Raw genomic sequence first — 24,624 nt, forward strand, 5'->3', positions numbered from 1 at the left:
GCGCGCGACAGGGCAGGGCTCCCGGTGGGTCAGGCGAGCCAGGCTCCGTCAGGGGCCATGCGCGTGGCCAGTCCGCGCCCGGCGTCCGAGAACGGGGTGTGCCAGGCAACCTCCGACACTGCGACGTCAGCGTCTGTGGCAATGGCCCGGACCAGCTCCTGGGCAACACCGCGGCGGCGCCAGATGCCCGCTGTGAAGATCACGTTCACGGTCGGGCGCAGCTGACCGTCGGTTGGCTGGACCACCCCCTCTGACGTCTCCATGGGCCGCGGGTACCACCGGGCGTGCGCGGTGTCGAAGACCGAGACGAAGCCGACCACCCGCCTGCCAGACCGGTACAGGTAGGCCCGCGCGTTGTCCTCAGCAGGCTCACCGTCACCGACGGCGAACGAGGGGAAGTCGTAGTGGTTCTCCCGCCTTGGCAGCAGCGCGCACCCGTAGGCCAGCTTGCGCCACCCGACCGGTGACGTGGCGTTGACCACGGCGATGTGTCCGCCGTACCAGGTCAGGTTGCGCGGGATCAGCACCCCGGTCGACCACCGCATGTGACCCTGCAGGTGGCCGGCGTTGTTGTCGTCGGTCTCCGCTCCGGGGAAGCCGCACGGGCACTGCTCAGAACTCAGTGACGCCGACTGTGGCTGCAGGAACACGACCGGAGTCGCGTCCCGGGACGGCCGCTCCGACCTTGCGCCGACGTAGGGCCTCAGCGGCCCGCCATCATCGTCGGCAGGTTGTGCGTACAAGGCTGGGTCGGGGTAGTGGCCGAACCGGTCGGGATAGCGGTCCCGAAGCTCCGCGGCTTCCGGCGGCATCGTGGGGTGCACCCACACCGCACCGGGTTCAGCGCGGCCGTTGAGCCGAAGACCTCTCGCTCGCGCTCTCGCCCGTAGGAACTGCAGGAACGCTGACGGCGCGGACGTGAAGTCGACACCTTGGCGCAGCTGCCGCTCGCCCGGCTGCAACCACTCGTCCAGTGGCACGGTCACGGCCTCGGTCAGCGCCTCGAGCCCGGTTAAGTCGCCGTCCATCTCGGCCGCGCGCAGCGCCTCCGCAGCCTGGTCGGCCAGCGGGAACGGCACGGACATGGAGATGGTCCCAGGGCCCGGCGAGTGGACGAAGCCGCCGGCGTAGCCGTGCACCCACAGGTAGTCCGACGCGGCGTCGACGCACTTCTTCACCGCGTCCGCGAACCCCGGCCGCAGCTCTGCCTCGGCACCCCGCCCCTGCTGGCGGGCCGTGTAGACGTAGTTGTCGCGGTCCAGGGTCACCCTGGTGAAGAAGCGGCCCGGTTCGACGTCGATGCGCCGCGCGGTGCGGTGACCGCCGCTGGCCGTCGGGTCCAGCCAGATGCGTGTGCTCATCGGGAGTTCCGCCGTGGTCCGGCGGGCCGGGCAAAGACGGCGACGGGTGGGCGGTCACTCACGTCTGGACATGGTGCCCGCCGGCGGGGCGCCGGTGAAGGTCGGCCACGGGCGCGCCAACTGCCGGCGGGTGGCATCACCCCACGGATCGGGGCGCAGGCAGCGCCACCCGGTGCACGTGCTCAAGCGCCACGCCCAGCGGGATGCGTTCCTGCTCGATTCGGCGGTGCCGGGTCCAGCCCGGTGAGGCGAGCTGCTCGTACAGCAGCCGTTCGGGTTCGGTCAGGTGCGGCACCGGTCGTGGTGGGCGCGGCCCCAGCGGTTTGCCGTTCTTGTCCACGTTGGTGCCGTAGGGCTCCCAGGCGTCGTAGGTGGCCGGGTCCATGAGGATCGACGCGGCGGGCACCCCGGCGGCACGGAACCCGTCGAGGATCTCCAGGCCGTCGGCGTCCATGTCGCCCCAGTAGATGACGCGCGGCGCCCCGGTGATCCAGTCGAAACTCGCCGCGGTCCGGCCACCGCGACCCACACCCTCCACCGACACCCCTCCCGGCACCGGCGAGAAGTGGATGGCGGTGTCCTTGTTCTCCGAGATGACCACCACCTGCGGCCGGTACGGCAGCTGCATCTTGTCTCCGACCGTCGCGGAGTCGTGCACGCGGCCGCCAGCGGCCCGGTACGCCGGGTCGAGGTAGGTGAAGTGGATGCGGGCCGGGTGGTCGGGCAGGAGCCCGAGCTCGTCGACGCCGGCGAGCTCACGGACCAGCGCCTGCCGGGTGTTGAGCCACTTGGCGTGCATGCCGGCGATGGGCACCTGCCGGGGCGTGAACCCGGTCGCATCGTTGTGGGCGAACCAGTCCGCGGCGCGGCACAGCAGGTCGAAGTCGACGTCGGAGAGCTTGTCGACCGCGGTGAGCGTGCTGGCCGGTGCGAGCAGATGGGGGTAGCGGCCGGTGAGGACCGCGGCCCGGGAGCGGGCCCGGTCGAGCCTGGCCGGCCACGGCCCGGCGCACAGCCGCGCGGCGGTGTCCAGGTCGGGGACCGTCAGGTGCGTGGGCAGCTGCTGCGGCGTGCCGGAAACACGGCGGCCGCGGTAGGCCACCTCCAGGCCGTGCTGCGCCGCCCAGCTGCGCCAGCTGTCCACCAGCCGCATCGTCGTGGTGAAGTCGGCGGCCAGCTCAACCGAGGTCGGCTCACCGATGGGGAACGGGTGCGGCCAGGCCGGTGCGTCCTCGGTTCCGGTGAGGGCACCGGCCCAGGACTTCCCCAGCCGCCGGTCGATGTCGGCCAGGAGCTGCTGAGGGCTCTTCACGACTGGTCGCCGGGGGCGTCCTCGACGCGGTCGACGAAGGCGTACCCGGTCGCGGTGTTCTTGGTGATGGCCAGGAAGTCGTCCATGTGCGGCTCCAGCGCGGTGACCTTGTCCAGCGGCGCCCCGACGATGAGCTGGAAGCCAAGACCCTTCCAGGCTTGCACAGCACGGCCGGCGAACTCGGCGTCGGCCTTCACGAAGCCCTCATCGAGGAACACCGGGGCGAACCGGGGACGGGCGCGCAGCTCATCGCCGAGGCGGAACCGCAACGCGGCGCCGACGATGAACGCGACCAGCTCCTGGCTCTCCCCACCGCTCTTGCCGCCGAGGGCGGAGTGCACGCTCTGCACCTGCCCGGCGTCGTTGTACCGCTCGGCGGTGATGTCCACATGGCGGCGCACGTCCAGCAGCCTGTCTCGGTCAGACAGCTCTGCGGTGGCCCGCGGGTCCTCCCGGCGCCGGATCTGGGCCATGAACTGCTGCAGCTCGGCGAACCGGCGTTCCATCTGGGCGTCGTCGAGGCCGGCGGTGGCCACCGAGGACAGCTGCGCCAGGTCTCGACGGAACTGGGTGACGTGCTCAGGGGTCAGGCGCCGCAGCTTGATGCGCAGCCGATCCTGGCCGGCGCCGAAGGGCAGCGTGGCCAGGATGTCGTTGATCGGGGCGAGCCGGTCCTCGATCTCCTCCACCGCGGCGCGCATCGCGCCGTTGAGCGGCACCAGGTCCTGACCGCTCCACAGCGTGAGGCGCCGGCGCCACTCCTCGCGGCGGGCGTGCAGGCCGGTGGTGATGATGTTGTCCAGCACGCGGGCGTAGTCGGGGTAGGACTCCGCGGTGATGCCGAAGTTGGGGTCGGGCCAGCTGTGTTGGTAGGAGATGAAGATCCGCCCGAGCTCTGCCGCGGTGCGCTCGGCGTCTTGACGTGCACCGTCGACGGCGTCGTTGAGCCGGCGGTACAGCCGGGCCATGTTCTTGGTGAAGTCCGTCAGGTTGGCCGGGTCACCCGGCGCGGCGGCCGCGGCGAACTCCTTGTCCAGCCGGGTGGTCTGCTCATCACCGAGGACGACCCGATGCTCGTCGTCGATCCGGATGAGCTCGACGGTGACCTCGTCCTGCCGTTCGGCGAGTTCACCATGGCGGGCGTCGAGGTCCTTCTTGCTGGCCTGCAACGCGAACCGCTGCTGCTGGGCGGTCTCCAGGCGGGCCTTGAGTGCCTTGATGTGCGCTTCGATGGCGCGCAGCCGGTCGTCGGACTCCAGGATGGTGCGGCGGTTGCTCTCCAGCTCCGCGATGCGCGCCTCGACGCCGGCGACGTCGATGTCCTCCCAGCGGGCGGCCTGCACCGCCTCGTATGCCAGCTGCCTACGCCCGAGGCCGGCGAGCTTCTGGTCCACCTCCGCCCGCCGCTGGTCGAGCTCGTGTAGCTGCGTGGTGAGCTTCCGCAGCTGGGCGTCGATGTCTTCGATTGCGTCGGCGTTGGAGAACCCGATGACGTTGGCGGTGTCGTTGCGGCCATGGCTGCCTCGGCTGCCCGAGCGGGTCTGCCCGGCGCGGGTGACCCGGTAGCCGTCGCCGGCGAGGTCGGCTGCGGTTTCCACGCACAGCGCGTTGCGGGCCGGCTCGGACACGTGCCGGGTGACCCAGCCGCTGAAAGGGTGGTCGGCGTACAGCAGCTTTCCCGCCACGCGCGCCCGGTCGCTGCTGGGCGTGTGCGGCAGGTGGGAGGGGACGCCCTCGAACTGCAAGCGTCCGCGCAGGTGCAGCGGGTCGATCGCTGCCGAGAAGTGCCCCAGCCGCTCACGGGGCACCAACAGCAGCCGGGCGCTGGCGCCCAGGACGGTCTCGATGGCGGTGCGCCACCGGTCATCCTCGGCGGCCACGTCGATGAGCTCAGCGAGGAACGGCAGCTCACTGGGGTCCATACCGGCCGCCGCGGCGACCTGCCGGCGCATCTCGTCCAGTGCTCGGGGGACGCGGCCGGCCCGGCCGGCGAAGGAGTCCCGGTCAGCGGTCAGCTGGGCCTTGCGCTCAGACAGCGGGAACTGCTCGCGCATCAGGTCATCACGCTGCTTCTGCTCCCGCGCCTGTCTACCGGTGAACGTGCCCAGGAAGGCGTCGGCGTCTGCGCGCAGCCGGTCGAAGTCCTCCCGGGTGGCCAGCGGCGCGGCCAGCGCGGTCGTCCGCTCCGCGAGGGTGGCCCGGCGGGCCAGCCGGTCCTCGCGCAGCCGCTGCTTGTCCTCGATCTCGCGGGCAAGCCGCGCCAGGTCGTCCCCACCGTTGCGGCGGTGCTCCTCCTGGGCCACTTCGAGCTCGCCGGTGAGACCCTGCTCGGCCTCGCGGGCGCCGCGCAGCCGGTCGGTGTTCAGCTGCCGCGCCGTCCCGTTGGCGTCCACGGCGTCGGTCAGCAGCGTGGCCTCGGTGCGCAGGCTCCACAGCTTGACCGGGGTGTCTCCGGGGTGCGTCAGGCCGAAGGTGTCGATCGTCTCCACCTCGGCGCGGGCGGTGAGCAGCCGCTGGTGCAGGTCGGTGATCGGGGTCAGCAGCGTGGCCTTGTCCTGCTCGGTCTGCATGGCCAGGTAGGCGGCTTCGAGGTCGTCAAAGTGCTCGATGGCGCGGTCGGCGGCGGCGTAGGTGGCCGGCCGCTCGAGAACCATCTCCTTGTACAGCTCATCGACGGTCTTGATCTGCTGCCCGGACTGGATGCGCACCAGCAGGCGCAGCGCCTTCTCCCCGTCGCCGTTGGCACCGATGCCCAGCTTCGTGTGCAGGGTGGTGGCGAACGCGGCGTAGCTGTCGTGGGTCTTCAGCCCCGGGAAGGCGGCCTTGAGCGCCTTGGGCACGAAATGCTGGTCACCGGCGCCGATGTGCTCGGCCAGGTCGGCGAAGTCGAGCACGCCGTCGTAGGTGGCCATCCGCATCGTCACCTGACCGCTGACCTGACGTGCTCGGGCGGGCACGTAGTAGACGCGGAACGCGGTGAACCGCCGGCCGTGGTCGTCGATGAACGTCATCCCGATTGCGCCCCACGTGGCGGTGCGCTCTCCGCGCAGCACCTTGGCCGTCTCCCGGCCATCGGCGTCCGCGGTGGTGTCGGTCTGCCCCCGCAGGTAGCTGAGCAGGTTGCGCTGGTCGGCGCTGCGGGCGCGCCCACCGACAGCGTCGTTGGACGCGCCGTTGAAGGAGGTGTCCGAGGGCATCATCAGCGCGATGTAGGCGTCCAGCAGCGTGCTCTTGCCGGTGCCCGATGCGCCGGAGATGAGGGTCGCGCCGGGGTGGAAGTCGAACCGGACGCGACCTTCGAACCCACCCCAGTTGACCAGCTGGAAGGTCTCGGCCTTCCACTGCGTGGTGCCCTCGGTGGCGCCGTCGACGTGGAACAGCAGTCCGGCGTCGGCCACCAGGCCGTCGGATGCCGGCCCGACGGGACGTGGTGCGGGGGCGAGCAGATCGCCGAGTTCACTGGTGGTCATCGGGTCAGCTCTCGTTCTCGTCGGCCGCGACGCCGCCGGGCTCGGCGGACGTGTCGGCACCGGCACCGGTCCCGGTGTCGGTGTTGGTCGAGCCGTTGTGCTCGCGCAGCCACGTCAGCAGGTGCTGCAGCTTGAACATCGGCAGCAGCACCTCGATGGCGTTGCTGACCTCGAACCGGTCGGCGTCGCTGCGGCCGACGAGCAGGCCTGCGCTGTAGAGGGTGTCGATGGCCCTGGCGGCGCGGCGGGCGTCACCGGCCTGGTCGGTGGCGTGCGCGGGCCGGTGCTGAGCGACGTACTCGAGCATGTCGAGGCGGTCGACGAACACCCGGTCGGCGCCGGCGGCCTGCTCGCTACGGAACCGGGTTCGGAGGAACACCAGCAGGATGGTGTCCTCCCTGCCCCAGGGCGCGTCGTAGAGCAGCGTGGGGAATGGTCGGCCGCCACCTTCGGGGCTCACCTGCCGCTTGTAGGCGATCTCCCGCTCACGGTCCAGGTGCAGCTCGAGGAACTGGTCGTTGAGCCGGGCCCGGATGGGGCGCGGATTGCGGGTCAGCGCCTGCCACTCCTTGGGATGGGTCCGCCCGCTGATGAACCGCTGTTTGAGCAGCACGACCAGTGCCTTGCGCTGGTCCAGTTCCAGACCGCCCTCATCGCCCTCGAACAGCGAGACGCTCGCGGTGCTCTCCCGCTCCGGGTCCTCGACGTCCAGCTCGTCGAGGCCCGGGGTCTCCCCGCCGGGCGCCTCGAGGCGATCGAAGCCGCCCCCGCGCGCATCGTCCCGGTAGCTGTCGTCGATCGAGACGTCGTCCGGGGCGATGTCGGCGGGCTGGTCGAAGTCGTTCATCGGAGCTCCTGCGTCCCGGGCCGGTCGGCCGGAGTGTGGTCGTGGCTGACGTCGGTGTCGGGGTTGTCGGCGGTACCGGGGTCGGGTGTGGCACGTCCGTCGGGGTGCGGTGCCACGCGGGGCACCGCGAGCTGGCGAGTGGTCCCGTCGGGCCGGATGGTCCGGTAGGTCTCCACCAGCTCGTCGCGATCCATGCCGGGTAGGTTGGTCGCCAGGTGCAGCAACCCGAAGATCTCCACCGGGCGTCGCAGCGCCGGGTCCAGGCCGTCGAACATCGCACCCAGCGAGGTGAGCGGATCCGGCCCGGTGAGCGCCTGGGTCAGCTCCTGGCGCAGCGCGTCCAGCGACGGACCGCCCTGGGCCAGCAGGTCGGTCAGCGACACCCCGTCGGGTCGGTGCTCGCTGACGTCAGCCAGTGGCGGGGGCGCTGCGTCGTTGTCGGTGCTGTAGAACCGCTCCCGCAGGTGGAAGAACTCGGCGCGGTGCGGGAGCAGGTCCAGCGGGACGGTCGCCCGCGGGCCGGCGGTTTTCATCCAGGTGGCCAGCTCCGCGTCGAGCTGACGCAGGGTGGAGTCCAGCTCCCGGTCGCGGGTGATGTCGTGGGTGACGATGTACTCCCGCAGGGTCGCCGTCACCCGGCTGCGCCGGGTCAGCACGCGGTCCAGGCCGCCGCGGATGAGGGCGACGGTGCCGCGCAGCTCGCGTCGGTCGACGTCGAGCAGGATGTCGTTGGCCAGCGGGTGGGCCAGCAGGGCGGCGAGGTCCTCGCGCAGCTGCAGCAGCAGCGCGTCGTCGCTGAGCAATGCCAGCGCTCCTTCGAACGCCCGCCCTTCGGCGGTCGCTGTCATCAGCGAGTCAGCGCGCGCCAGGTAGTCGTCGATGACCTCACCAGCCGGCCGCTCCTCGGCGCGAAAGGAAGCCAGGATGTCGCTGCGCAGACCCGTGTAGGCCTCTTCCACGCGGGCGAAGTCGCTGGGCAGAGCCGCGATGAGGCTGATGAGTTCACCGAAGCCTTCGAGCAGGTAGTCCGGTGACACCTGCTGCAGCTCTCCGCCAGCCAGCAGCCGGTCTCGTTCAGCGCTCAAGCGGGTGATCTCGCTGTCGAGGATGTCGACGCGGGCAGCGCGGTCGGGGTTGACGTCGGTGTTGAACCGGCGGACGGCGTTGACGATGGTGGCGATCCGGTGCTCGGACAGGCTGGCCCGCTCACGGGTGAGGCCGGTGACCAGGGTGAGGGCGTCCTGGGCGTGAGAGGTCAGCGCGTAGACCTCAGTGCCGTCGTCGTCGGTGCTGCGCAGCAGCCACTGCCCGCGCATCCACCGCAGGCACAGCTCTCGTCCAGAGCCGGTCGGCAGGTCGGTGACGCCGGCCAGGCGTAGCTCGTCGAGGTAGGTGTCGACCTGGTCGTGCAACCGCGGGGCGGGGATGCTGCGGACGTCGCGGCCGAAGGAACTGCGGAAGATCGCGATGATCACCGGAGCGAGCTTCTGATGCAGCAGCGTGAGCGTGGGCTGCTCGAAGGCGCCGCGGACGCGGGCGAGTTCGCCGGCGATGTCGCTCACGGGTCTCCTCGGCTGTCGGGGTCGGTGGCGTCAGGGCTTGCGCAGGCACGGTGCTTGGACGCTGCCGCGCCACAGTCATCCGCGGAGTCGCTACCGACTGCTCACCTCGCCGTTTGCCGGATGGTAGGGGCAGCCGACGACAGTTCCTGGCCATTCGGAACGGTTTCGGCTCGCCGCCGTCCGCCGGGGGTGCCGCCGCCGTTGTCGGCGATGACCAGCGCCCACGGCTGGCAGCGCGGCAGCTCGACCGGACCCGCTGATGCCGCAGCCGAAGCCGGGCCGGCGCCCTCGATCGACGAAGAGGTCCGGCGGCTACAGCTTGGACGCCGACTGCTTCGGCCGCGCGTCGATGAACCGAGGGGTGATGGTCCAGCCCGCCTGCGCCGACAGTGTCTCGCACGTCTTCTTGACCCGGTCGAGGCGGAGGGGGTCGAAGTCGTCGTCGGTGTACCCGACGCACACGTAGTAGCCGCAGCGGATCTGCTCGCTGCGCTGGTACTGCGGCAGCTGCGCCTCGACCCCCCGGACCAGCTTGGTGCTGTGCATCTGCTTGACCTCGATGAGGGCCCGGTGCTGCCAGCCGACCGAGAACTTGAAGTCGACCGGCCCCCGGCCGACGTTGGCCTCGCGGCTGATGTCGATGCCGGCGGCACGGCACGCCTCGACCCACTGCACACCGGCGACAGCCTGAACGATCTTCTCCTGCCGCGGCTTGGTGTAGTCGTCGTTCCACAGCGCCCGCCACGCGTCGGTGTCCTCGACAGCGTGCTGGAACCGGTCGACGAGCGTCCCGACCCAGGCGCAGAACTCCTCCTCCGTCGTCGGCTCGGCCAGCGGTCCGGCGTCGGCCGCCAACCGTTGGGCGATCGCCCGCCCCTGCTCGAACCAGCCCACCTTGAGGGCAGGGTCGGCGCGGACGTCGTAGGGCTGGTGGTCGTCGGCGGCGATCTGGTCGACGTACTCGAACGCGCTCTCCGGGCTGCGCCGCGCCAGCCGACGACCTGCCTCGACGCGACCCCGATGGTCCAGGGCCTCCGCGAGGTCGATGTTCAGGTCGTCCCGCAGGTCCTGATCCACGTGAGCGTCCGCCCACGACCAGAACCCATCGGGTGTGACCCGCTGCGGGATGTCCTGCAGGAACCGCTCCGGGGTCAGCAGCACCGCCCCCTTCGTGACCGGGCTCCGGGGCAGCGACAGCCGGGCATCCGACCACCGGCCCGTGGTCGGCTGCCAGGACGCATTCCGGACCGTCAGCAGTCCGGTCTTCACACCCCGCTCGGTGCACACAGCCCGCGTGTAGGCGATGAACCGGGCCTTGAGGATGTTGCACAGCATGTCGCTGATCCGGTCGACGCCCAGGCCCGGCACGAACAGGGCGAAGACGTCGACGTAGTCCACACCGCGCTCTACGGCCCGGGTCATGATCTCCAGCGCCTCGGCCATCGCCACGGCGAAGTCCGGACCGGTGCCTGAGCCGTTGGGCGAGCCCATCGACATGCCGAGCGCGAACTCCTTCGGCTCGGGGAAGGTCAGCAGCCGCAGCGCCTTCCTCCAGTACGGAGAAGCGGTGTTCCCGCCGGCGGTGCGCACTAGGTTGCGGCACAGGGTGAAGAACCCGATGACGTCGTCGTGGGAGCCGGCGAAGATCGGGTCGCTGTCGTCGAAGACGAGGAACGGGTCGACGTAGAGCGGCGTGTCCTCGGATAGGACCGGGTTGAACCACTCGTCGTCCTCGCGGTGCTCGATGGCGACGAGCTCGCTGAACCTCATCTCGTGGGCGTCGGACGCAGCGTGTCCAGAGCGGGCTCCCACCCCTTGTCCATCAGCTCCTGCACCCGCTGCGTACGACGGGGACGGAGCCTTGCGTCCTGGAGCAGGTAGTCCCGCAGGCTCATGCGGTGGAAGACGGCGCGCTCCTTCCCGGCGAGCACATCACGCATGCTGGGCCCGCCCTGCTCTGCCAGTCCCTCCAGCATGGCGAGTTCCACCGTGTCGACGACCTCGAGCGGGGCCGTGTCGGGATCGGCGAGCAAGCCCTTCTCCCGAACGCGCGAGCGCAGCAGCTCGGTGGAGACCGGGTTGACGGGGAAGCCCTCCGCGGCGACGAGCAGGGGGTAGAAGCGGCGGACCGCGTGCGGCGGCCGGCCGGTCAGCGAGGACTCCTCCGCGCGCAGCGCAACGATCGTCGAGTGGAGCTGCTCGGCCTTCGCCACCAGCTTGTTCAGGTCGCCGCTCAACGCCTCGGGGGACGCTGCCACGGAACCGCGCGTCAGCTTGCTGGTGGTGACCTCGACGACCACCCAGGCGTCCCCGTAGTCCACCGCAGCGTCGCAGATCCGACGCCCCGGCCTGCCGAACGCCCCACGCAGTTCGATGTCACCGAACACCCGAGTGCTGCCGGGCCCCGTGCCGACCAGGGAGGTGAGCACTTCGAGCGCAAGCATCTCGGCCAGGTGTCGGACGCAGTCCAGGACCTGGTTCTTCAGCTTTCGGTGGGTGTGGTCAGGGCTCTGGTCTAGCGCGTCGACGAGGTCGAGCAGTGTCAAGCCACCGAAGACGTGCCGGAGGAGCAGGTTCGAGTCCAGCAGGAGCACCGACCCGTCCTCTAGGCGGACAACGGGGTACCGCTCCAGGGTGTCGAACGCCCAGACGAAAGCGGGATCGGCTTCTCCCAGCAGTCCGGTACGCAGCGTCTGCACGTCGGTCGCGAAGAGCCGCAGCGTCGCCTCCAGCCGCTCCGAGGACCAGTGCATCGTCTCTCGGAGTACGTCCCACGACACGTGCGGTGTGCCGTTCTGACCGAGGGTCCACAACCACATGGTGAGGGCCTGCAGGTCGTTGAGTGTGACACCGGTGACGTCGCGGAAGGTCTGCTCGAGGTTGATCACCTTCTTGTCGTGCGCGCGCTCGACGGGCAGTTCGACCCACAGACGCACGAAGCGCGCCATCAGCTGGTCGACGTCCACAGGCTGGTTCAGGTGGTGGTTGGCGACCAGGTAGCTGCTGAGCTCGGTGACCCGCGTGTCGACGATCTCGTCGTCATCGGCCGGCTGGGCACGGGGTCTCTCCAAGACCTCGACCGCGCCGAACAGGGCCCCGGGGACCTGTCCGGCCTCGACCTCCGGCGCGACCGTATCGGGGCTGTGCGCGGCAGCCAGCTTGGCCAGCACGTACAGCGCTTGTGGAACCACCAACCGACGCGCCGGGCTACGCAGCAGGTTCTTGGCTCGCTGGAGCGCGTCCCCGTCCAGCCACCTGTCCGCGAACTGCAGGTCCGCATCCCGGTCCGAGACTTCCAGGTCGCGGTAGGGCACGAGGGTGGAGGCCACGAAGAACAGCACCTCGGCGAACGGGAGGCGCTTCAGCTGGTCCACGGTGTAGGCCAGTCCCGGCGCGACCCCGAACAGCTCCCGACCGGTGATGTACACGGCGGCCATGTCGAAAGGCCTGGGTGCGGCACCCGCCGGAACGAGTAGGCCACTCGACAGCTGAACGAAGTTCCCGTGCACCGCGCGGGCGGTGCTTCCGGGAACCATGACACGGTCCTCCTCGACGGTGGTCATCCGAGACCGCAGTTCAGCTGGCTCCCGGTCGGTGACGAGTCGCCGTAGACGATGGAGGCCGGTCTGGAGTTCCGCCGGCGTCCGCGGGTTGAAGACGGGAGCCTCGTCCGCAGTCACAGGAGTTCCGCCTCCTGCCGGTTGGCCTCCCCCTGGTCGGCGGAGACGTTCACCCACACGCCCAACGTCTGCGCGAGCACGGTGGAGAACCGCCAGAGCGGACTGAAGTCGCCGGTCCGGGCGGCGCGGACGTAGACGGTGCCGTTGAGGTCGACGCGCGGCTCGGTGAGCTCGTGGTGGCGCGCCAGCGCCGACAGCACCGCCCGGCCGGCGAGGACCTCCTCGCGCGTCGCGACGCGGTCGTGGGTGGCGGGCCGGGCCAGCCCACGGCGGGCGGCGCGGTCCGTCGGCGAGGGCGGGCGGGGGTCGGCGACCTCGACGATCTGCTCGATGCGCAGGCCGAGGACGGAGCAGACGAGGAACAGGTTGTGGGCGGCGACCCACTCCCCCCTTTCGATGCGCTGGACAGTGTTGAGCGCTACCCCTGCAGCGTCGGCGACATCGCCCTGCTCCCAGCGACGTGCCCGCCGCCGGTCGGCCACATCCCGGGCGATCGCCTGCCACCACTGGTAGGCCTCGCGCAGCGGCCGTGGCTCAACGCCGCTGTAGTCGCGGAACGGCCAGGCGTACCCCGAGCCCGCCGTCGCCGGCGCCGGCGGGGCGTAGGCCTGTCCGGCCACGCGGCCGCCGGTGCGAGGCCGCTGTGCGACCTGGTCGCCGCTGGTGAGCCCGTCGTTGCCGTCGTGCTGCCGCGGGGCCTGGCTCACCGGGCACTCCTCCGTGTCGGGACCATGCAGGACCGCCCCGGCCCTCGGAAGAGGGCCGGGGCGGCTGGAGAGCGATGTATCAAGATCGCTTCGTTAGGCGAGCTTGATACATAACGTCACTGCAAGCCGCGGTGACATTTGGACGAGCCCGCCGGGACATTCCGCGAGAATCCGCAGGACATCCCGGCGAGCCTCGCCATCAGCTGCAGCCGCTGGTGGAGCCACAGCCCTCGCACACGTAGCAGCTGCCGGCGGGGCGCATCTTCGTTCCGCAGGTCATGCACAGCGGGGCGTCGGTGGCGGTGCCGGTGACCAGCTCGAGCAGCTCGGCCGAGGAGTGCGCCTCCTTGACCGAGGTCGGGCCGGCCGGGGTGACCTTCTCCTCCACCTTGGCGGTCTCGATCGGCGCGGAGCCGCGCAGCTGCTCCAGGTCGACGTCGTCCTCCTCGACCGCCGGGCTCGAGGCCGAGGTGCCGTAGGAGCCGGCGACCTGGGCCGAGCGCTCCTCGGCGGTGAAGATGCCCAGGTTGGCCCGCTTCTCCACCGGCAGGTGGTCCAGCGCCAGCCGACGGAAGATGTAGTCCATCACCGACTGGGCGATCCGGATGTCCGGGTCGTCGGTCATGCCAGCCGGCTCGAACCGCATGTTGGTGAACTTCTGGATGTAGGTCTCCAGCGGCACCCCGTGCTGCAGGGCCAGGGAGATCCCGATCGAGAAGGCGTCCATGACACCGGCCAGGGTCGACCCCTGCTTGCCGAGCTTGAGGAAGACCTCGCCCAGGCTGCCGTCCTCGTACATCCCGGCGGTCATGTAGCCCTCGGCGCCGGCGACGCTGAACGACGTGGTGACGCTGGTCCGCTTCTTCGGAAGCCGCTTGCGCACCGGGTGCGACAGCGCGGTGGCCGGGGCGGCCTCGGCGACGGGCGCCTCGTCCTTGGTGCCGTCGTTCTTGCCCTTGCCACCGGACAGCGGCTGGCCGACCTTGCAGTTGTCGCGGTAGATGGCCAGCGCCTTGATGCCCATCTTCCAGCCCTGGAAGTAGATGTCCGCGACCTCCTCCACGGTCGCCGACTCGGGCATGTTCACCGTCTTGCTGATCGCGCCGGAGATGAACGGCTGCACCGCCGCCATCATGCGGACGTGGCCCATCGGGGAGATGGACCGCTCGCCCATCGCGCAGTCGAACACCTCGTAGTGCTCCGGGCGCAGGCTCGGGGCGTCGACGACGTGGCCGTGCTCGGCGATGTACTCGACGATCGCCTCGACCTGCTCCTCCTGATAGCCCAGGCTCTTCAGCGCCCGCGGGACCGTCTGGTTGACGATCTGCATCGAGCCGCCGCCGACCAGCTTCTTGAACTTGACCAGCGAGAAGTCCGGCTCGATGCCGGTCGTGTCGCAGTCCATCATGAAGCCGATCGTGCCGGTGGGGGCCAGCACCGAGGCCTGCGCGTTGCGCCAGCCGTTCTCGGTGCCGACGGCCAGGCACTCCTGCCACTCGGCGGTCGCGGCCTTGAGCACGTCGGCGTCGTCGGCCCCGACCGGGCGGATCGCGTCGTTGGCGGCAGCGTGCTTGCGCATGACCCGGGCGTGGGCGTCTGCGTTGCGGGCGTAACCGTCGTAGGCCCCGACGACCCCGGCCAACTCGGCCGAGCGACGGTAGGCGGTACCGGTCATCAGCGAGGTGATGGCGGCGGCCAGCGACTGCCCGCCGCGGGAGTCGTAGGCGTGGCCGGTCGCCATGAGCATCGCGCCGAGGTTGGCGTAGCCGATGCCCAGCTGACGGTAGGCGCGGGTGGTCTCGCCGATCGGGGCGGTCGGGAAGTCGGCGAAGCAGATCGAGATGTCCATCGCGGTGATGATCAGCTCGACGGACTTCACGAAGTTCTTGGAGTCGAACGTGCCGTCGTCCTTGAGGAACTTCATGAGGTTCAGCGACGCCAGGTTGCACGAGCTGTTGTCCAGGCTCATGTACTCCGAGCACGGGTTCGAGGCGTTGATCCGCCCCGTCTCGGGGTTGGTGTGCCAGTCGTTGATGGTGTCGTCGTACTGGATGCCCGGGTCGGCGCACTCCCAGGCCGCCTTGGTGACCTTGCCGAACAGCTCACGGGCGTCGACGGTCTCGATGACCCGGTTGTCCTCACGGGCCCGCAGCCCGAACTCGGTGCCGTTCTCGACCGCGCGCATGAACTCGTCGTTGACCCGGACGGAGTTGTTGGCGTTCTGGTACTGGACGCTGGTGATGTCGCGGCCGCCGAGGTCCATGTCGTACCCGGCGTCCCGCAGCGCGCGGATCTTGTCCTCCTCGCGCGCCTTGGTGTCGATGAACTCCTCGATGTCGGGGTGGTCGATGTCGAGGACGACCATCTTCGCCGCACGGCGGGTGGCGCCACCGGACTTGATGGTGCCCGCCGAGGCGTCGGCCCCACGCATGAAGGAGACCGGCCCGGACGCGGTGCCACCGGAGGAGAGCAGCTCCTTGGAGGAGCGGATGCGGGAGAGGTTCAGGCCGGCACCGGAGCCGCCCTTGAAGATCAGGCCCTCTTCCCGGTACCAGTTCAGGATCGAGTCCATCGTGTCGTCGACGGCGAGGATGAAGCAGGCGCTGACCTGCTGCGGGGAGGCCGTGCCCACGTTGAACCAGACGGGCGAGTTGAAGCTGAACACCTGGTGCAGCAGCATCCAGGTCAGCTCATGCTCGAAGACCTCGGCGTCGCCCTCGCTGGCGAAGTAGTCGTGCTCGCGGCCGGCCGCGCCGTAGGTCAGGACGACCCGGTCGATGAGCTGGCGCAGGCTCGTCTCGCGCTGGGGGCTGCCGACCGCGCCACGGAAGTACTTGGTGGTGACGATGTTGGTGGCGTTGATGCTCCACTCGGCCGGGAACTCGACCCCGCGCTGCTCGAAGTTGATCGAGCCGTCCCGCCAGTTGGTCATGACGACGTCGCGGCGCTCCCACACGACCTCGTCGTAGGGGTGCACACCCGCAGTGGTGAACACGCGCTTGACCTTGAGGCCCTTCCCCCGGCTGGGGGCCTTGGCAGTGCGGCGGTTCCGGCTGGTGGTGAGGCGGTCGGCTGTCTCGGTCATCGTGCGAGGGCTCCCTGGGTCGGACTGGTGCGGTGGTGCGGGCGGAGCGGCTGGGGAAGCCGGCGGGTGCCGGAGCCGGGTGGTGCGGTCTCCTCGTCGAGACCTGTGTAGCGGAGGGGTCGGACAGTTCTCACGGGCCGGCGGCGCTGCCGGCGTCGGCCGGCCGCGGTCGCTCGGCGGCCCGCCGGCGGGGGGTCCCGCCCGCGGGGATCTCCTGGTCGTCACCGACTGCGCCGCGTTCGCCGGGCGGTCCGTCGCCGGCGCTGCCCGCGCCTCGGGCCGGCGCCGCGCGGAGCTCGGCGATCTCCTTCTCGAAGTCGGCGACCGAGGAGAAGCTGCGGTAGACGCTGGCGAAGCGCAGGTACGCCACCTCGTCGAGGTCGCGCAGCGGTCCGAGGATGGCGAGACCGACCTCGTTGCTGGGGATCTCGGCGCAGCCGGTGGCCCGCACCGCGTCCTCGACCTGCTGAGCCAGCAGCGCCAACTGGTCCTCGTCCACGGGGCGCCCCTGACAGGCCCGCCGCACACCGGCGACGACCTTCCCCCGGGCGAAGGGCTCGCTGACGCCGCTGCGCTTGACGACGGCGAGGACGGCCTCCTCCACGGTGGTGAAGCGTCGCCCACATCCCGGGCAGGAGCGTCGACGACGGGTGGTCGCGCCTTCGTCGGTCTCCCGCGAGTCGATCACCCGGCTGTCCGGGTTGTGGCAGAAGGGGCAGCGCATGCCGATCTCCTCCTTCCCGAGGTGTCGCGAGGGTCCTCGTCGCGGCGTCGTGACACCGTGACCGGATCCCGACCCGATGGCCGTGCTGTGTACTGCGCCGGGGACATCCGGTGGATGCGCCGGGGACAACGTGTGGAACGGCTGTGGATGAGGCTTACAGCTCTGTAACTACTAGATGTTGTGGTGGAACCGTACGACCACCCCCACAGGTGTGCAAGCCCCGGGGTGCGTGTCGTCTTCCGCAACCGCCCCGAACGCCCCTCGGGACCCCTCTCGCCACAGCGCTGACCACCGGAGCGGTGGTCAGCCACGCCCGACACACGGGCGCACCCCGTGACCGAGCCGGAGTCGGGATCCCCACGGGACGACGGGCGGCCGCCACCCCCACCACCCGCCGCGGTGCGCACCAACACCGCCAGCAGTCAGGTCAGGGCAGTTCGAGCACCTGGCCGGGGACGAGGTCGACGCCGGAGAGGCCGTTCACGTCCAGGAGCGCGTCGACGACGGCGCGCCGGTCCTCCTCCGGGGCGATCTCGCCCGCGATCGACCACAGGGTGTCCCCGGACTGGACGACGATCGTCGCCGAGCCGGCCAGTTCCAGACCCCCGCCGGCCTCCCCGGACTCGATCGCGACCGTCGCCGCGGCGACGGACATCCCGAAGGCGATGGACAGCCCGGCGATCACCCGGCGCCCTCGCCGGGTGAGGCGCAGCGGCACCTGCCCACCCGACTCCGCCGACGCCGCCCTGCCCGCGTGCCGCACACGACCGGCACCACCCGCCGAGCCACCGTCCACGACACCGACCGAGCAGCCGGGGTGACCGTCCGTGCTGCCGAGCTCACGCCGGACCACCACCGACAGCGCCGGGCGCGGCGCCCGCGACAGCCGCACGGGCGGACGCTGACCCTCGGGCCGGGACGAAGGTGCCACCGGCCCCGCCCCTGGGAACGGGAGCACGACCGCCATCGAGGCCGGGGCGGCGACGGGGCGCTCGAGCTGCGGAATGGCCATCGGGTGCTCCAGGGGTCTCGGTGCCGGGCTCGGTCGAACGCACGTTCGATTCGAACGTGTGTGCGATGTCTACCGCACACCACCGACAAGAACACCCCGACACGACGGGTTCTTCGAACACCTGTTTGAACGAAGGCGTCCGGGGCGATACGGTTCCCAAGCGATCGAGGACGGCGTCCACGGTCCGGCTCGCCGTGGTGACACGGCGGTCGGCACGGCAGGGCGCCACCGGGAACTGCTGCCCAGGCAGCCGGACGAGGAGGACACATGGCGGTCGACGGCCCGAAGGCGCGCGGCGGCAAGAGCCCTTCGCGGCGTGGAGCGGCCGCGTCGGTATCCGCCGACGGTGCAGCGCCGACGACCGCCGCGGGAGCGGGCGCCGCGGTGCGCGAGTTCCCCGACCGGGCCGCGGACGGCGACGGTCTGACCCAGCGGCAGCGGCGGGTGCTCGAGGTCATCCGCGACTCCATCGAGCGCCGTGGCTATCCGCCCTCGGTGCGCGAGATCGGGGAGGCGGTCGGCCTCTCCTCCGCTTCGTCGGTGGCCCACCAGCTGTCCGTGCTGCAGCGCAAGGGGTGGCTGCGCCGTGACCCGAACCGGCCCCGCGCCCTCGACGTGCGCTTGCCCGGCGACAGCTCCGCATCGACGACGAACGAGGCCGCCGCCGAGGCACTGGCCGGGTCCGGTGCGGGCAGTGGTGTCGACGACGCCTCGGCTCCCCGACCCACGTACGTGCCCCTCGTCGGGCGGATCGCCGCCGGTGGCCCGGTGCTGGCCGAGCAGGCGGTCGAGGACGTCTTCCCGCTCCCCCGGGAACTGGTCGGTGACGGCACCCTCTTCATGCTGAAGGTCGCGGGTGACTCGATGGTCGATGCGGCGATCTGCGACGGCGACTGGGTCGTCGTCCGGCAGCAGCCGACCGCGGAGAACGGCGAGATCGTCGCCGCGATGATCGATGGCGAGGCGACGGTGAAGACCTACAAGCGGCGCGACGGGCACGTGTGGCTGCTGCCGCACAACGCCGCCTACGAGCCGATCCCCGGCGATGACGCCACGGTCCTCGGCCGGGTCGTCACCGTGCTCCGCCGGGTCTGACCTCCGCCGGGAGCGCCGGGCCGCCGTGCGGCCCGGCGCGCATCGGGTGCCGCTCGGCCCTCAGGTCCGAGTCGTCATCCGCTCCGGTTCGTGGGCGAGCCAGGCGCTGATCAGGCCGGGCGCCGCCGGATCTTGCCGCCGATCCACACCGACACGGTGGCCACGACTGCGGCGATGACGCCGGCCGTGAGCGGGGGTACCCCACCGGCGGTCGCCAGCGACCCGGCGGCGGCCTCGGTGGCCGGCGGCGGCGCCGGCGCCGTCGGGGTACCGGCAGCGGGCACCAGGGTCACCGCCCCGGGCAGCCCCTCCCCGGCGACGAGCAGGTCCCGGTCGTTGGCCGCGAAGGCAATGGCCTCGCCCTGGGGCGCCTCCGGCAGCGGCACGCGCACCGGGGGTCCGGCCAGCGCCCCGGCGACGTCCGAGCCGCTCAGCGGCCAGACGTAGGCGTCGGTATAGGTGCGCAGGGCGATCCGCGAGCCGTCGGCGGACACCGCGCCACCGGTGACCAGCAACTGGCCGGCCCGGCCCACGGGACCGCCAGGCGTGCCGGTCAACGTGAACCCGAGCCCGGTCACCTTGCTCATCGGCACGGTGGCCCCGTCGGTGAGGGGTGCATCGGGGCGGTACACGGAGCTGGCGCCGAGCACCTCCTTGGTCACCAGGTACGGGGTGCCGTCGGGCGCGAGCAGCAGCGCCTCTGCGTCGTGCGGGCCGTCGGGGTAGGTCAACCTGCTCAGCAGGGTGGTCCCGTCGGGGCGAAGGCCGATCAGCGCGACCGTCTCGCGGCTCTGCGCGTTGTCGCCGATGTCGGCCAACCAGATGGTGCCGTCCGCGGCGAGGGCGAGGTCCTCGGGGTCGTAGGGGTCGACCTCTGCGGTGCGCACCTCCCCCACCGCGCAGGCACCGTCGAGCACGAGCACCTCGGCGCGGTCGCCGCCGTCGTTCATGGCGAGCATCGCCTCGCCGGCGCTGGCCAGGCCGGAGATCTCCGGGAGCCGCGGGTCGGTGATCTCGCACCGGGTCACGGGCTCGCCGAACGAGGTGACAGTGTCATCGGCGGCCGCCGACCCGGCGGGCAGCAAGACCAGCAGGCCGACGGGCGCGCCGAGGACGGCGCCGACCGCCCTGCGGCGGATGGCGCGACTACGCCTGGGATCGGCCGACTCTGGCACGAACCCAGCGTGACATTCCGAGGGCGTCGAGTCCGTGAACCACGCCCAGCAGCAGCAGCCCGACCGACAGCCCGACCACGGCATCGGTGACCCAGTGGAAGTCCAGCGCCACCATGGCCACACCTGTCGCCACCGGCCCCAGCACGCTCAGCACCCAGGTGGCACGCTGCACGGCCGGTGGCAGGCCGAACTCCACGGCCTGCCACCGGGCCACCCCCCACATCAGGACCGCGTTCGCCACGTGCCCCGAGGGGTAGCTGGCCCCGTCCAGGTGGAAGAACGACCCGGGGAACGCCGGGGCCGTGCGACCGGTGCCCCACTTGAACGCGTAGACCACGGTGGTGAGCAGGGCGAGCGCGACGACCACCCGGACCAGGGGCACCAGCGTCCGCTGCCGCACGGCCAGCCAGCCGACCAGGCCGGCGAGCACGACGAGGATCGTCACCCGCCCGCCGATCTGGGTGACGACCCAGATCGGCCAGTAGGCCCAGGAGTCCCGAAGCGCCCAGACGCTGGTCACCTCGGACACCCGCAGGTCCAGCCGCTCCAGCCACCCGCGGCTGAGCAGGTTGGCGGTCACCCCGACGGTGACGAGGGCGGCGAGGACGAGCAGCCACCACGGCGGCCGACCCACCCCGATGACGGGTGCAGCCGGTCGGCCACCGGTGGCCGCGTCCCGGTCCACCGCTCCCCTGGTCACCGCCTCACGGTACCGGGGCGCCGTGACCTGCTCGTGATCCGACGGGCCTGCTCAGAGGTCCGACGAGCACGGTCACCCGGCGGGGAGCGGCAGGGCCTCGGTCAGACCTCGGCGGCAGGTGCGGTGAAACCGTCCAGCTGGGCGGCCAGGCCGGCGTCGACGCGCGCGGTCAACCGGGTCCCGGTGGCCTCGTGCGCCTCCTCGACGACCTCGCCGTCGCGGTGCACCCGAGCGACCAGGTCACCCCGGTCGTAGGGCACGAGGACCTCGACGTCGATGTGCGGGTGCGGGAGCCGCTGGGCGATCACGTCGCGGAGCGCCTCGATGCCCTCACCGGTCCGGGCCGAGACCCACATCGCCCCGGGGAGGGCCTGGCGAAGCGCCAGCATGTCCTCCTCGGTCATGGCGTCGACCTTGTTCACGACGATCAGCTCCGGGACGGCGGACGCGTCGATCTCGTTGAGCACCGTGTGCACGGCGTCGATCTGGCCCAGCGGGTCGGAGTCGGAACCGTCGACGACGTGCACGAGCAGGTCGGCGTCGGCCACCTCCTCCAGCGTGGAGCGGAACGCGTCGACCAACTGGTGCGGCAGGTGGCGCACGAAGCCGACGGTGTCGGTCATCGTGTACTCGCGCCCCTCGGGGGTGTGCGCGCGGCGGACCGTCGGGTCCAGGGTGGCGAACAGCGCGTCCTGGACCAGCACGCCGGCCCCGGTGAGCTGGTTGAGCAGGCTGGACTTGCCGGCGTTGGTGTAACCGGCGATCGCCACGCTCGGCGTCGCGTTGCGGTCGCGGGAGTTCCGCTGCGTCGTGCGGGCGGTCGCCATGCCGGCGATCTCCTTGCGCAGCTTGCTCACCCGGGAACGGATCCGGCGCCGGTCGGTCTCGATCTTCGTCTCACCCGGACCACGGGTGCCGATGCCGCCACCGCCGGCGACCCGGCCACCGGCCTGCCGGCTCAGCGACTCACCCCAGCCGCGCAGCCGGGGCAGCATGTACTGCATCTGGGCCAGCTCGACCTGGGCCTTGCCCTCCCGGCTGGTTGCGTGCTGGGCGAAGATGTCCAGGATCAGGGCGGTCCGGTCGACCACCTTGACCTTGAGCACCTTCTCCAGCTGGTTGAGCTGACCCGGGGCCAGCTCCCCGTCGCAGATCACGGTGTCCGCGCCGGTCGCGGCGACCACCTCGCGCAGCTCGGCTGCCTTGCCCGAGCCGACGTAGGTGGCCGGGTCCGGCTTGTCCCGGCGCTGCATCAGCGCATCGAGCACCTGGGAACCGGCGGTCTCGGCCAGTGCGGCGAGCTCGGTCAGCGAACGCTGCGCGTCGGCCGCCGTGCCCTCGGTCCAGACGCCCACCAGGACGACCCGCTCCAGGCGGAGCTGCCGGTACTCGACCTCCGTGACGTCGGTGAGCTCGGTGCCGAGACCCGCGACGCGGCGGAGGGCACCCCGCTCCTCCTTGACGTAGGAGCCGGTGGTGTCACCATCGGCGTCCCACTGACCCGACGGCGCCGGCCGGGTGTCGGGCAGGCTGGCGCGGGCCTTGTCGGCCCGGGCCTCTGCATCGTCGAGGATCGCGCGGTTCTGGGCTGTCGTCATCGTCTCCAGCGTGGCATGCCCCTGCGCGTGGGGCGAGCGACTTGTCACATCACCTGTTGTCATCGCCGGGTACAACACCGGAGACCTCCGGATGCATCCCCAGGTAGAGCGACCAGCGCTCGGCGCCCGGGTCCGCCGGCCGGGTGGCGTACTCGTCCAGCAGCCGGTGCAGCCGCTCCCGGAACTCGGCCAGGTCCGCCGCGCCCAGTCGCAGGCCCAGCCGGGTGCTCTCCAGCCGGCTCTCCCCCACGGCGGCGACCTCCTCCAGGAAGGCGGCGAGCGCGGCGTCCCGGGCGGCCCCCGAGGCACCGGCGCCGTCCATCAGCCAGCTCTTCCCGGTCGCCCGGTACGGCACCTCCCGGGCTCCACGGGCGCCGCGCCGCACCTCCTCGGCGGCGAGGAAACCGGTGTCGACCAGGGTCCGGACGTGGTGCAGCACCGTGGCGGGGTTGCGGCCCAGCCGGGCGGCGATCTCCTTGTTGGTCAGCGCCTCGTCCAGGCACAGCCGCAGGATCCGCAACCGGACGGCGGAGGCCAGGGCGCGCGCCTCGGCATCGGTGGCCGGACGGTGTTCGCCGGCGATCCGTCGTGCTCCCGCGCCGGCCTCCGCCTCACCCATCCCGGCAGCGTAGGCCGTCGGCCCGAGACAGTGATTGACATCCCCCAATCGGTACGTGAGGCTGCGCCGGTGACCCGCGACCGGAACCTGCTGCGGCACCGCGACTTCCGTCAGCTGTGGGCCGCCGAGACGGTCAGCCAGCTCGGCACCCAGGTCACCCTGCTCGCCCTGCCCGTGCTGGCGGTCTCGCTGCTGGACGCGACGCCGCTGGAGATGGGCGTGCTGACCGCGCTGGAGACCGCCGCCTTCCTGCTCATCGGCCTCCCGGCCGGTGCGTGGGTCGACCGCTGGCGACGGCGCCGGGTGCTGGTCACCGCCGACCTGGCGCGGGCCGCCGTGCTGGCGACCCTGCCGATCGCCTACGTCCTCGACGTCCTCACCCTGGGGCAGCTGTTCGTCGTCGCAGCGGCCACCGGCACGGCCACGGTCTTCTTCGACGTCGCCTACCAGAGCTACCTGCCCGAGCTGGTCGACCGCGACCAGCTCGTCGACGGCAACGGCAAGCTGGAGGCGAGCCGGGCCGTCGCCCAGGTGGCCGGTCCGGGCATCACCGGCGTGCTGCTGCGGGTGCTGGGCGCCCCCCTGCTGATCGCCGTCGACGCGGCGTCCTTCCTGCTCTCGGCGTTCTTCATCGGGCGGATCCAGCGCCCGGACACCGTCCCCGACCGGGCCGGGCGGCGGTCGTTGCGCGCCGAGATCGGCGAGGGGCTGTCCTTCGTCGTCCACCAGCCGCTGCTCCGCCGGATCGTCGCCTGCACCGGCACGTCGAACCTCTTCTCCACGATCACCACGACCCTGCTGGTGCTCTACGCACTGCGCCGGCTGGAGCTGTCCGAGAGCGTGCTCGGGCTGGTCTTCTCCGCCGGCGCCGTGGGTGGCCTGGTCGGCGCGGCGACGGCGGCGCGCTTCGCCCGCAGCGTCGGGGAGGGCCGGGCGATCCCGCTGGCGATCATGGTGCTGGTGCCGTTCGCCGCGCTCACGCCACTGGCCGCCGTCGGCGCCCCGCTGGTGTTCCTGACGCTCGGGCAGTTCGGCTTCAGCTGGGCGGTGGTGGTCTACAACATCACCCAGGTCAGCTTCCGGCAGCGGCTGTGCCCGCCGGCGCTGCTGGGCCGGATGAACGCCTCGGTGCGCTTCATCGTGTTCGGCACCATGCCGCTCGGCGGGCTGCTCGGCGGTGTCCTGGGCACGTGGCTCGGGGTGCTGCCCGCGCTGTGGATCGCCGCCGGCGGTCAGGTCCTGGCGGCCGGCTGGGTGGTGCTGAGCCCCCTGATCCGGATGCGCGACCTGCCCGAGGGGCCGGACCTCCCGGCGTCCGCCGTGACGACCGTGCCCGAGGCCCGGGCACCCACCGCCGGCAGCGACCCCGAACGCTCCGGCTGAGCACCCGGCCGGTTGGCCGGCCGGGTGCCGGGTAGGGCGGCGTGGCACGGTCCACCGCTCGAGAGGACGACGATGACCAGCCCTGACGAGGAGCTCGACGACCCCGGCCGCGACCCCGCCGGCCTCGACCCGCCGCGCAACGTCTTCGGCGGCGCCGACCAGGACACCGGCCGCGGCGCTCCCCGCGGCACCGGGAACGTCGGGCCCGGCGACAAGCCCGAGGCGCCCACCGACGACCCGGAGACGCGGGCCGACGAGCCCGACCGACCCTGACCCGCGTCCGGCATGGCCGGG

General features: G+C 71.5%; 18 protein-coding genes. 3 read left to right on the forward strand and 15 right to left on the reverse strand.

Translation table 11 applies throughout. From position 1 onward, the window contains the following. Positions 1–29 precede the first annotated feature (29 nt). The 11 genes from O2W16_RS18115 to O2W16_RS18165 form a co-directional block, all read right to left on the reverse strand. Entirely contained in the window at positions 30–1,268 is a 1,239-nt protein-coding gene (locus O2W16_RS18115; RefSeq protein ID WP_269160214.1) for a hypothetical protein, read from the reverse strand. A gap of 229 nt (positions 1,269–1,497) precedes the next feature. After that, positions 1,498–2,673 carry a Wadjet anti-phage system protein JetD domain-containing protein gene (locus tag O2W16_RS18120; RefSeq protein WP_269160215.1) on the reverse strand — a complete coding sequence of 392 codons (1,176 nt, stop codon included), beginning with the start codon at positions 2,671–2,673 and terminating at the stop codon, positions 1,498–1,500. Then, positions 2,670–6,143, reverse strand: a complete 3,474-nt coding sequence (locus O2W16_RS18125; RefSeq protein ID WP_269160216.1) for an ATP-binding protein — start codon at positions 6,141–6,143, stop codon at positions 2,670–2,672. Before O2W16_RS18125 ends, O2W16_RS18120 begins: the two co-directional genes overlap by 4 nt. A gap of 4 nt (positions 6,144–6,147) precedes the next feature. Then, positions 6,148–6,990, reverse strand: coding sequence for a DUF4194 domain-containing protein (locus tag O2W16_RS18130; RefSeq protein ID WP_269160217.1), 843 nt, complete (start codon positions 6,988–6,990; stop codon positions 6,148–6,150). After that, the gene (locus O2W16_RS18135; RefSeq protein WP_269160218.1) at positions 6,987–8,552 is read right to left on the reverse strand and encodes a DUF3375 family protein; all 1,566 of its coding nucleotides are present in this window, start codon (positions 8,550–8,552) and stop codon (positions 6,987–6,989) included. The genes O2W16_RS18130 and O2W16_RS18135 overlap by 4 nt, the downstream gene beginning before the upstream one ends. Positions 8,553–8,864: 312 nt before the next feature. Then, positions 8,865–10,322 (reverse strand): hypothetical protein, encoded by a 1,458-nt coding sequence (locus tag O2W16_RS18140; protein WP_269160219.1) that lies wholly within the window; start codon positions 10,320–10,322, stop codon positions 8,865–8,867. Further along, positions 10,319–12,115 carry a hypothetical protein gene (locus tag O2W16_RS18145; protein WP_269160220.1) on the reverse strand — a complete coding sequence of 599 codons (1,797 nt, stop codon included), beginning with the start codon at positions 12,113–12,115 and terminating at the stop codon, positions 10,319–10,321. Before O2W16_RS18145 ends, O2W16_RS18140 begins: the two co-directional genes overlap by 4 nt. A 113-nt stretch (positions 12,116–12,228) precedes the next feature. Continuing rightward, complete coding sequence (locus O2W16_RS18150; protein ID WP_269160221.1) at positions 12,229–12,939, reverse strand: helix-turn-helix domain-containing protein; 711 nt, start codon at positions 12,937–12,939, stop codon at positions 12,229–12,231. 199 nt (positions 12,940–13,138) lie between these two features. After that, positions 13,139–16,024 (reverse strand): vitamin B12-dependent ribonucleotide reductase, encoded by a 2,886-nt coding sequence (locus O2W16_RS18155; RefSeq protein ID WP_269160222.1) that lies wholly within the window; start codon positions 16,022–16,024, stop codon positions 13,139–13,141. Between the two features lie 130 nt (positions 16,025–16,154). Continuing rightward, positions 16,155–16,748, reverse strand: coding sequence for a transcriptional regulator NrdR (nrdR, locus tag O2W16_RS18160; RefSeq protein ID WP_269160223.1), 594 nt, complete (start codon positions 16,746–16,748; stop codon positions 16,155–16,157). A 427-nt stretch (positions 16,749–17,175) separates the two neighbouring features. After that, entirely contained in the window at positions 17,176–17,640 is a 465-nt protein-coding gene (locus tag O2W16_RS18165; protein ID WP_269160224.1) for a LysM peptidoglycan-binding domain-containing protein, read from the reverse strand. A gap of 387 nt (positions 17,641–18,027) precedes the next feature. Between O2W16_RS18165 and lexA the strand changes: the two genes are divergently transcribed. Further along, complete coding sequence (gene lexA / locus O2W16_RS18170; protein ID WP_269160225.1) at positions 18,028–18,855, forward strand: transcriptional repressor LexA; 828 nt, start codon at positions 18,028–18,030, stop codon at positions 18,853–18,855. Positions 18,856–18,965: 110 nt separating this feature from the next. Here lexA and O2W16_RS18175 read toward each other — a convergent pair whose 3' ends face one another. From O2W16_RS18175 to O2W16_RS18190, 4 genes are all read right to left on the reverse strand, one after another. Continuing rightward, on the reverse strand, positions 18,966–20,030 hold the full coding sequence (locus O2W16_RS18175; protein WP_269160226.1) for a hypothetical protein: 1,065 nt from the start codon (positions 20,028–20,030) through the stop codon (positions 18,966–18,968). Further along, a complete protein-coding gene (locus O2W16_RS18180; RefSeq protein WP_269160227.1) occupies positions 20,002–20,730 on the reverse strand; it encodes a phosphatase PAP2 family protein in 729 nt (242 codons plus the stop codon). The genes O2W16_RS18175 and O2W16_RS18180 overlap by 29 nt, the downstream gene beginning before the upstream one ends. A 101-nt stretch (positions 20,731–20,831) precedes the next feature. Beyond that, the gene (gene hflX / locus O2W16_RS18185) at positions 20,832–22,328 is read right to left on the reverse strand and encodes a GTPase HflX (protein WP_269160228.1); all 1,497 of its coding nucleotides are present in this window, start codon (positions 22,326–22,328) and stop codon (positions 20,832–20,834) included. Between the two features lie 49 nt (positions 22,329–22,377). Next, the gene (locus O2W16_RS18190) at positions 22,378–22,947 is read right to left on the reverse strand and encodes an ArsR/SmtB family transcription factor (protein ID WP_269160229.1); all 570 of its coding nucleotides are present in this window, start codon (positions 22,945–22,947) and stop codon (positions 22,378–22,380) included. Positions 22,948–23,016: 69 nt separating this feature from the next. Here O2W16_RS18190 and O2W16_RS18195 point away from each other — a divergent pair, with 69 nt between their 5' ends. Both O2W16_RS18195 and O2W16_RS18200 read left to right on the forward strand, forming a co-directional pair. Next, complete coding sequence (locus O2W16_RS18195; RefSeq protein WP_269160230.1) at positions 23,017–24,330, forward strand: MFS transporter; 1,314 nt, start codon at positions 23,017–23,019, stop codon at positions 24,328–24,330. Between the two features lie 72 nt (positions 24,331–24,402). Then, a complete protein-coding gene (locus O2W16_RS18200; protein ID WP_269160231.1) occupies positions 24,403–24,603 on the forward strand; it encodes a hypothetical protein in 201 nt (66 codons plus the stop codon). Positions 24,604–24,624 lie beyond the last annotated feature (21 nt).

Origin of the sequence: Modestobacter sp. VKM Ac-2984, assembly GCF_026967985.1 — a bacterium.
Lineage (GTDB): Bacteria > Actinomycetota > Actinomycetes > Mycobacteriales > Geodermatophilaceae > Modestobacter.

Bases quoted from the DNA above. Each gene is read 5' to 3' on its own strand.
- nrdR (WP_269160223.1), bottom strand. From the start codon at position 16,748: ATGCGCTGCCCCTTCTGCCACAACCCGGACAGCCGGGTGATCGACTCG.
- O2W16_RS18155 (WP_269160222.1), bottom strand. From the start codon at position 16,024: ATGACCGAGACAGCCGACCGCCTCACCACCAGCCGGAACCGCCGCACT.
- O2W16_RS18130 (WP_269160217.1), bottom strand. From the start codon at position 6,990: ATGAACGACTTCGACCAGCCCGCCGACATCGCCCCGGACGACGTCTCG.
- hflX (WP_269160228.1), bottom strand. From the start codon at position 22,328: ATGACGACAGCCCAGAACCGCGCGATCCTCGACGATGCAGAGGCCCGG.
- O2W16_RS18200 (WP_269160231.1), top strand. From the start codon at position 24,403: ATGACCAGCCCTGACGAGGAGCTCGACGACCCCGGCCGCGACCCCGCC.
- O2W16_RS18190 (WP_269160229.1), bottom strand. From the start codon at position 22,947: ATGGGTGAGGCGGAGGCCGGCGCGGGAGCACGACGGATCGCCGGCGAA.
- lexA (WP_269160225.1), top strand. From the start codon at position 18,028: ATGGCGGTCGACGGCCCGAAGGCGCGCGGCGGCAAGAGCCCTTCGCGG.
- O2W16_RS18145 (WP_269160220.1), bottom strand. From the start codon at position 12,115: ATGACCACCGTCGAGGAGGACCGTGTCATGGTTCCCGGAAGCACCGCC.
- O2W16_RS18140 (WP_269160219.1), bottom strand. From the start codon at position 10,322: ATGAGGTTCAGCGAGCTCGTCGCCATCGAGCACCGCGAGGACGACGAG.
- O2W16_RS18125 (WP_269160216.1), bottom strand. From the start codon at position 6,143: ATGACCACCAGTGAACTCGGCGATCTGCTCGCCCCCGCACCACGTCCC.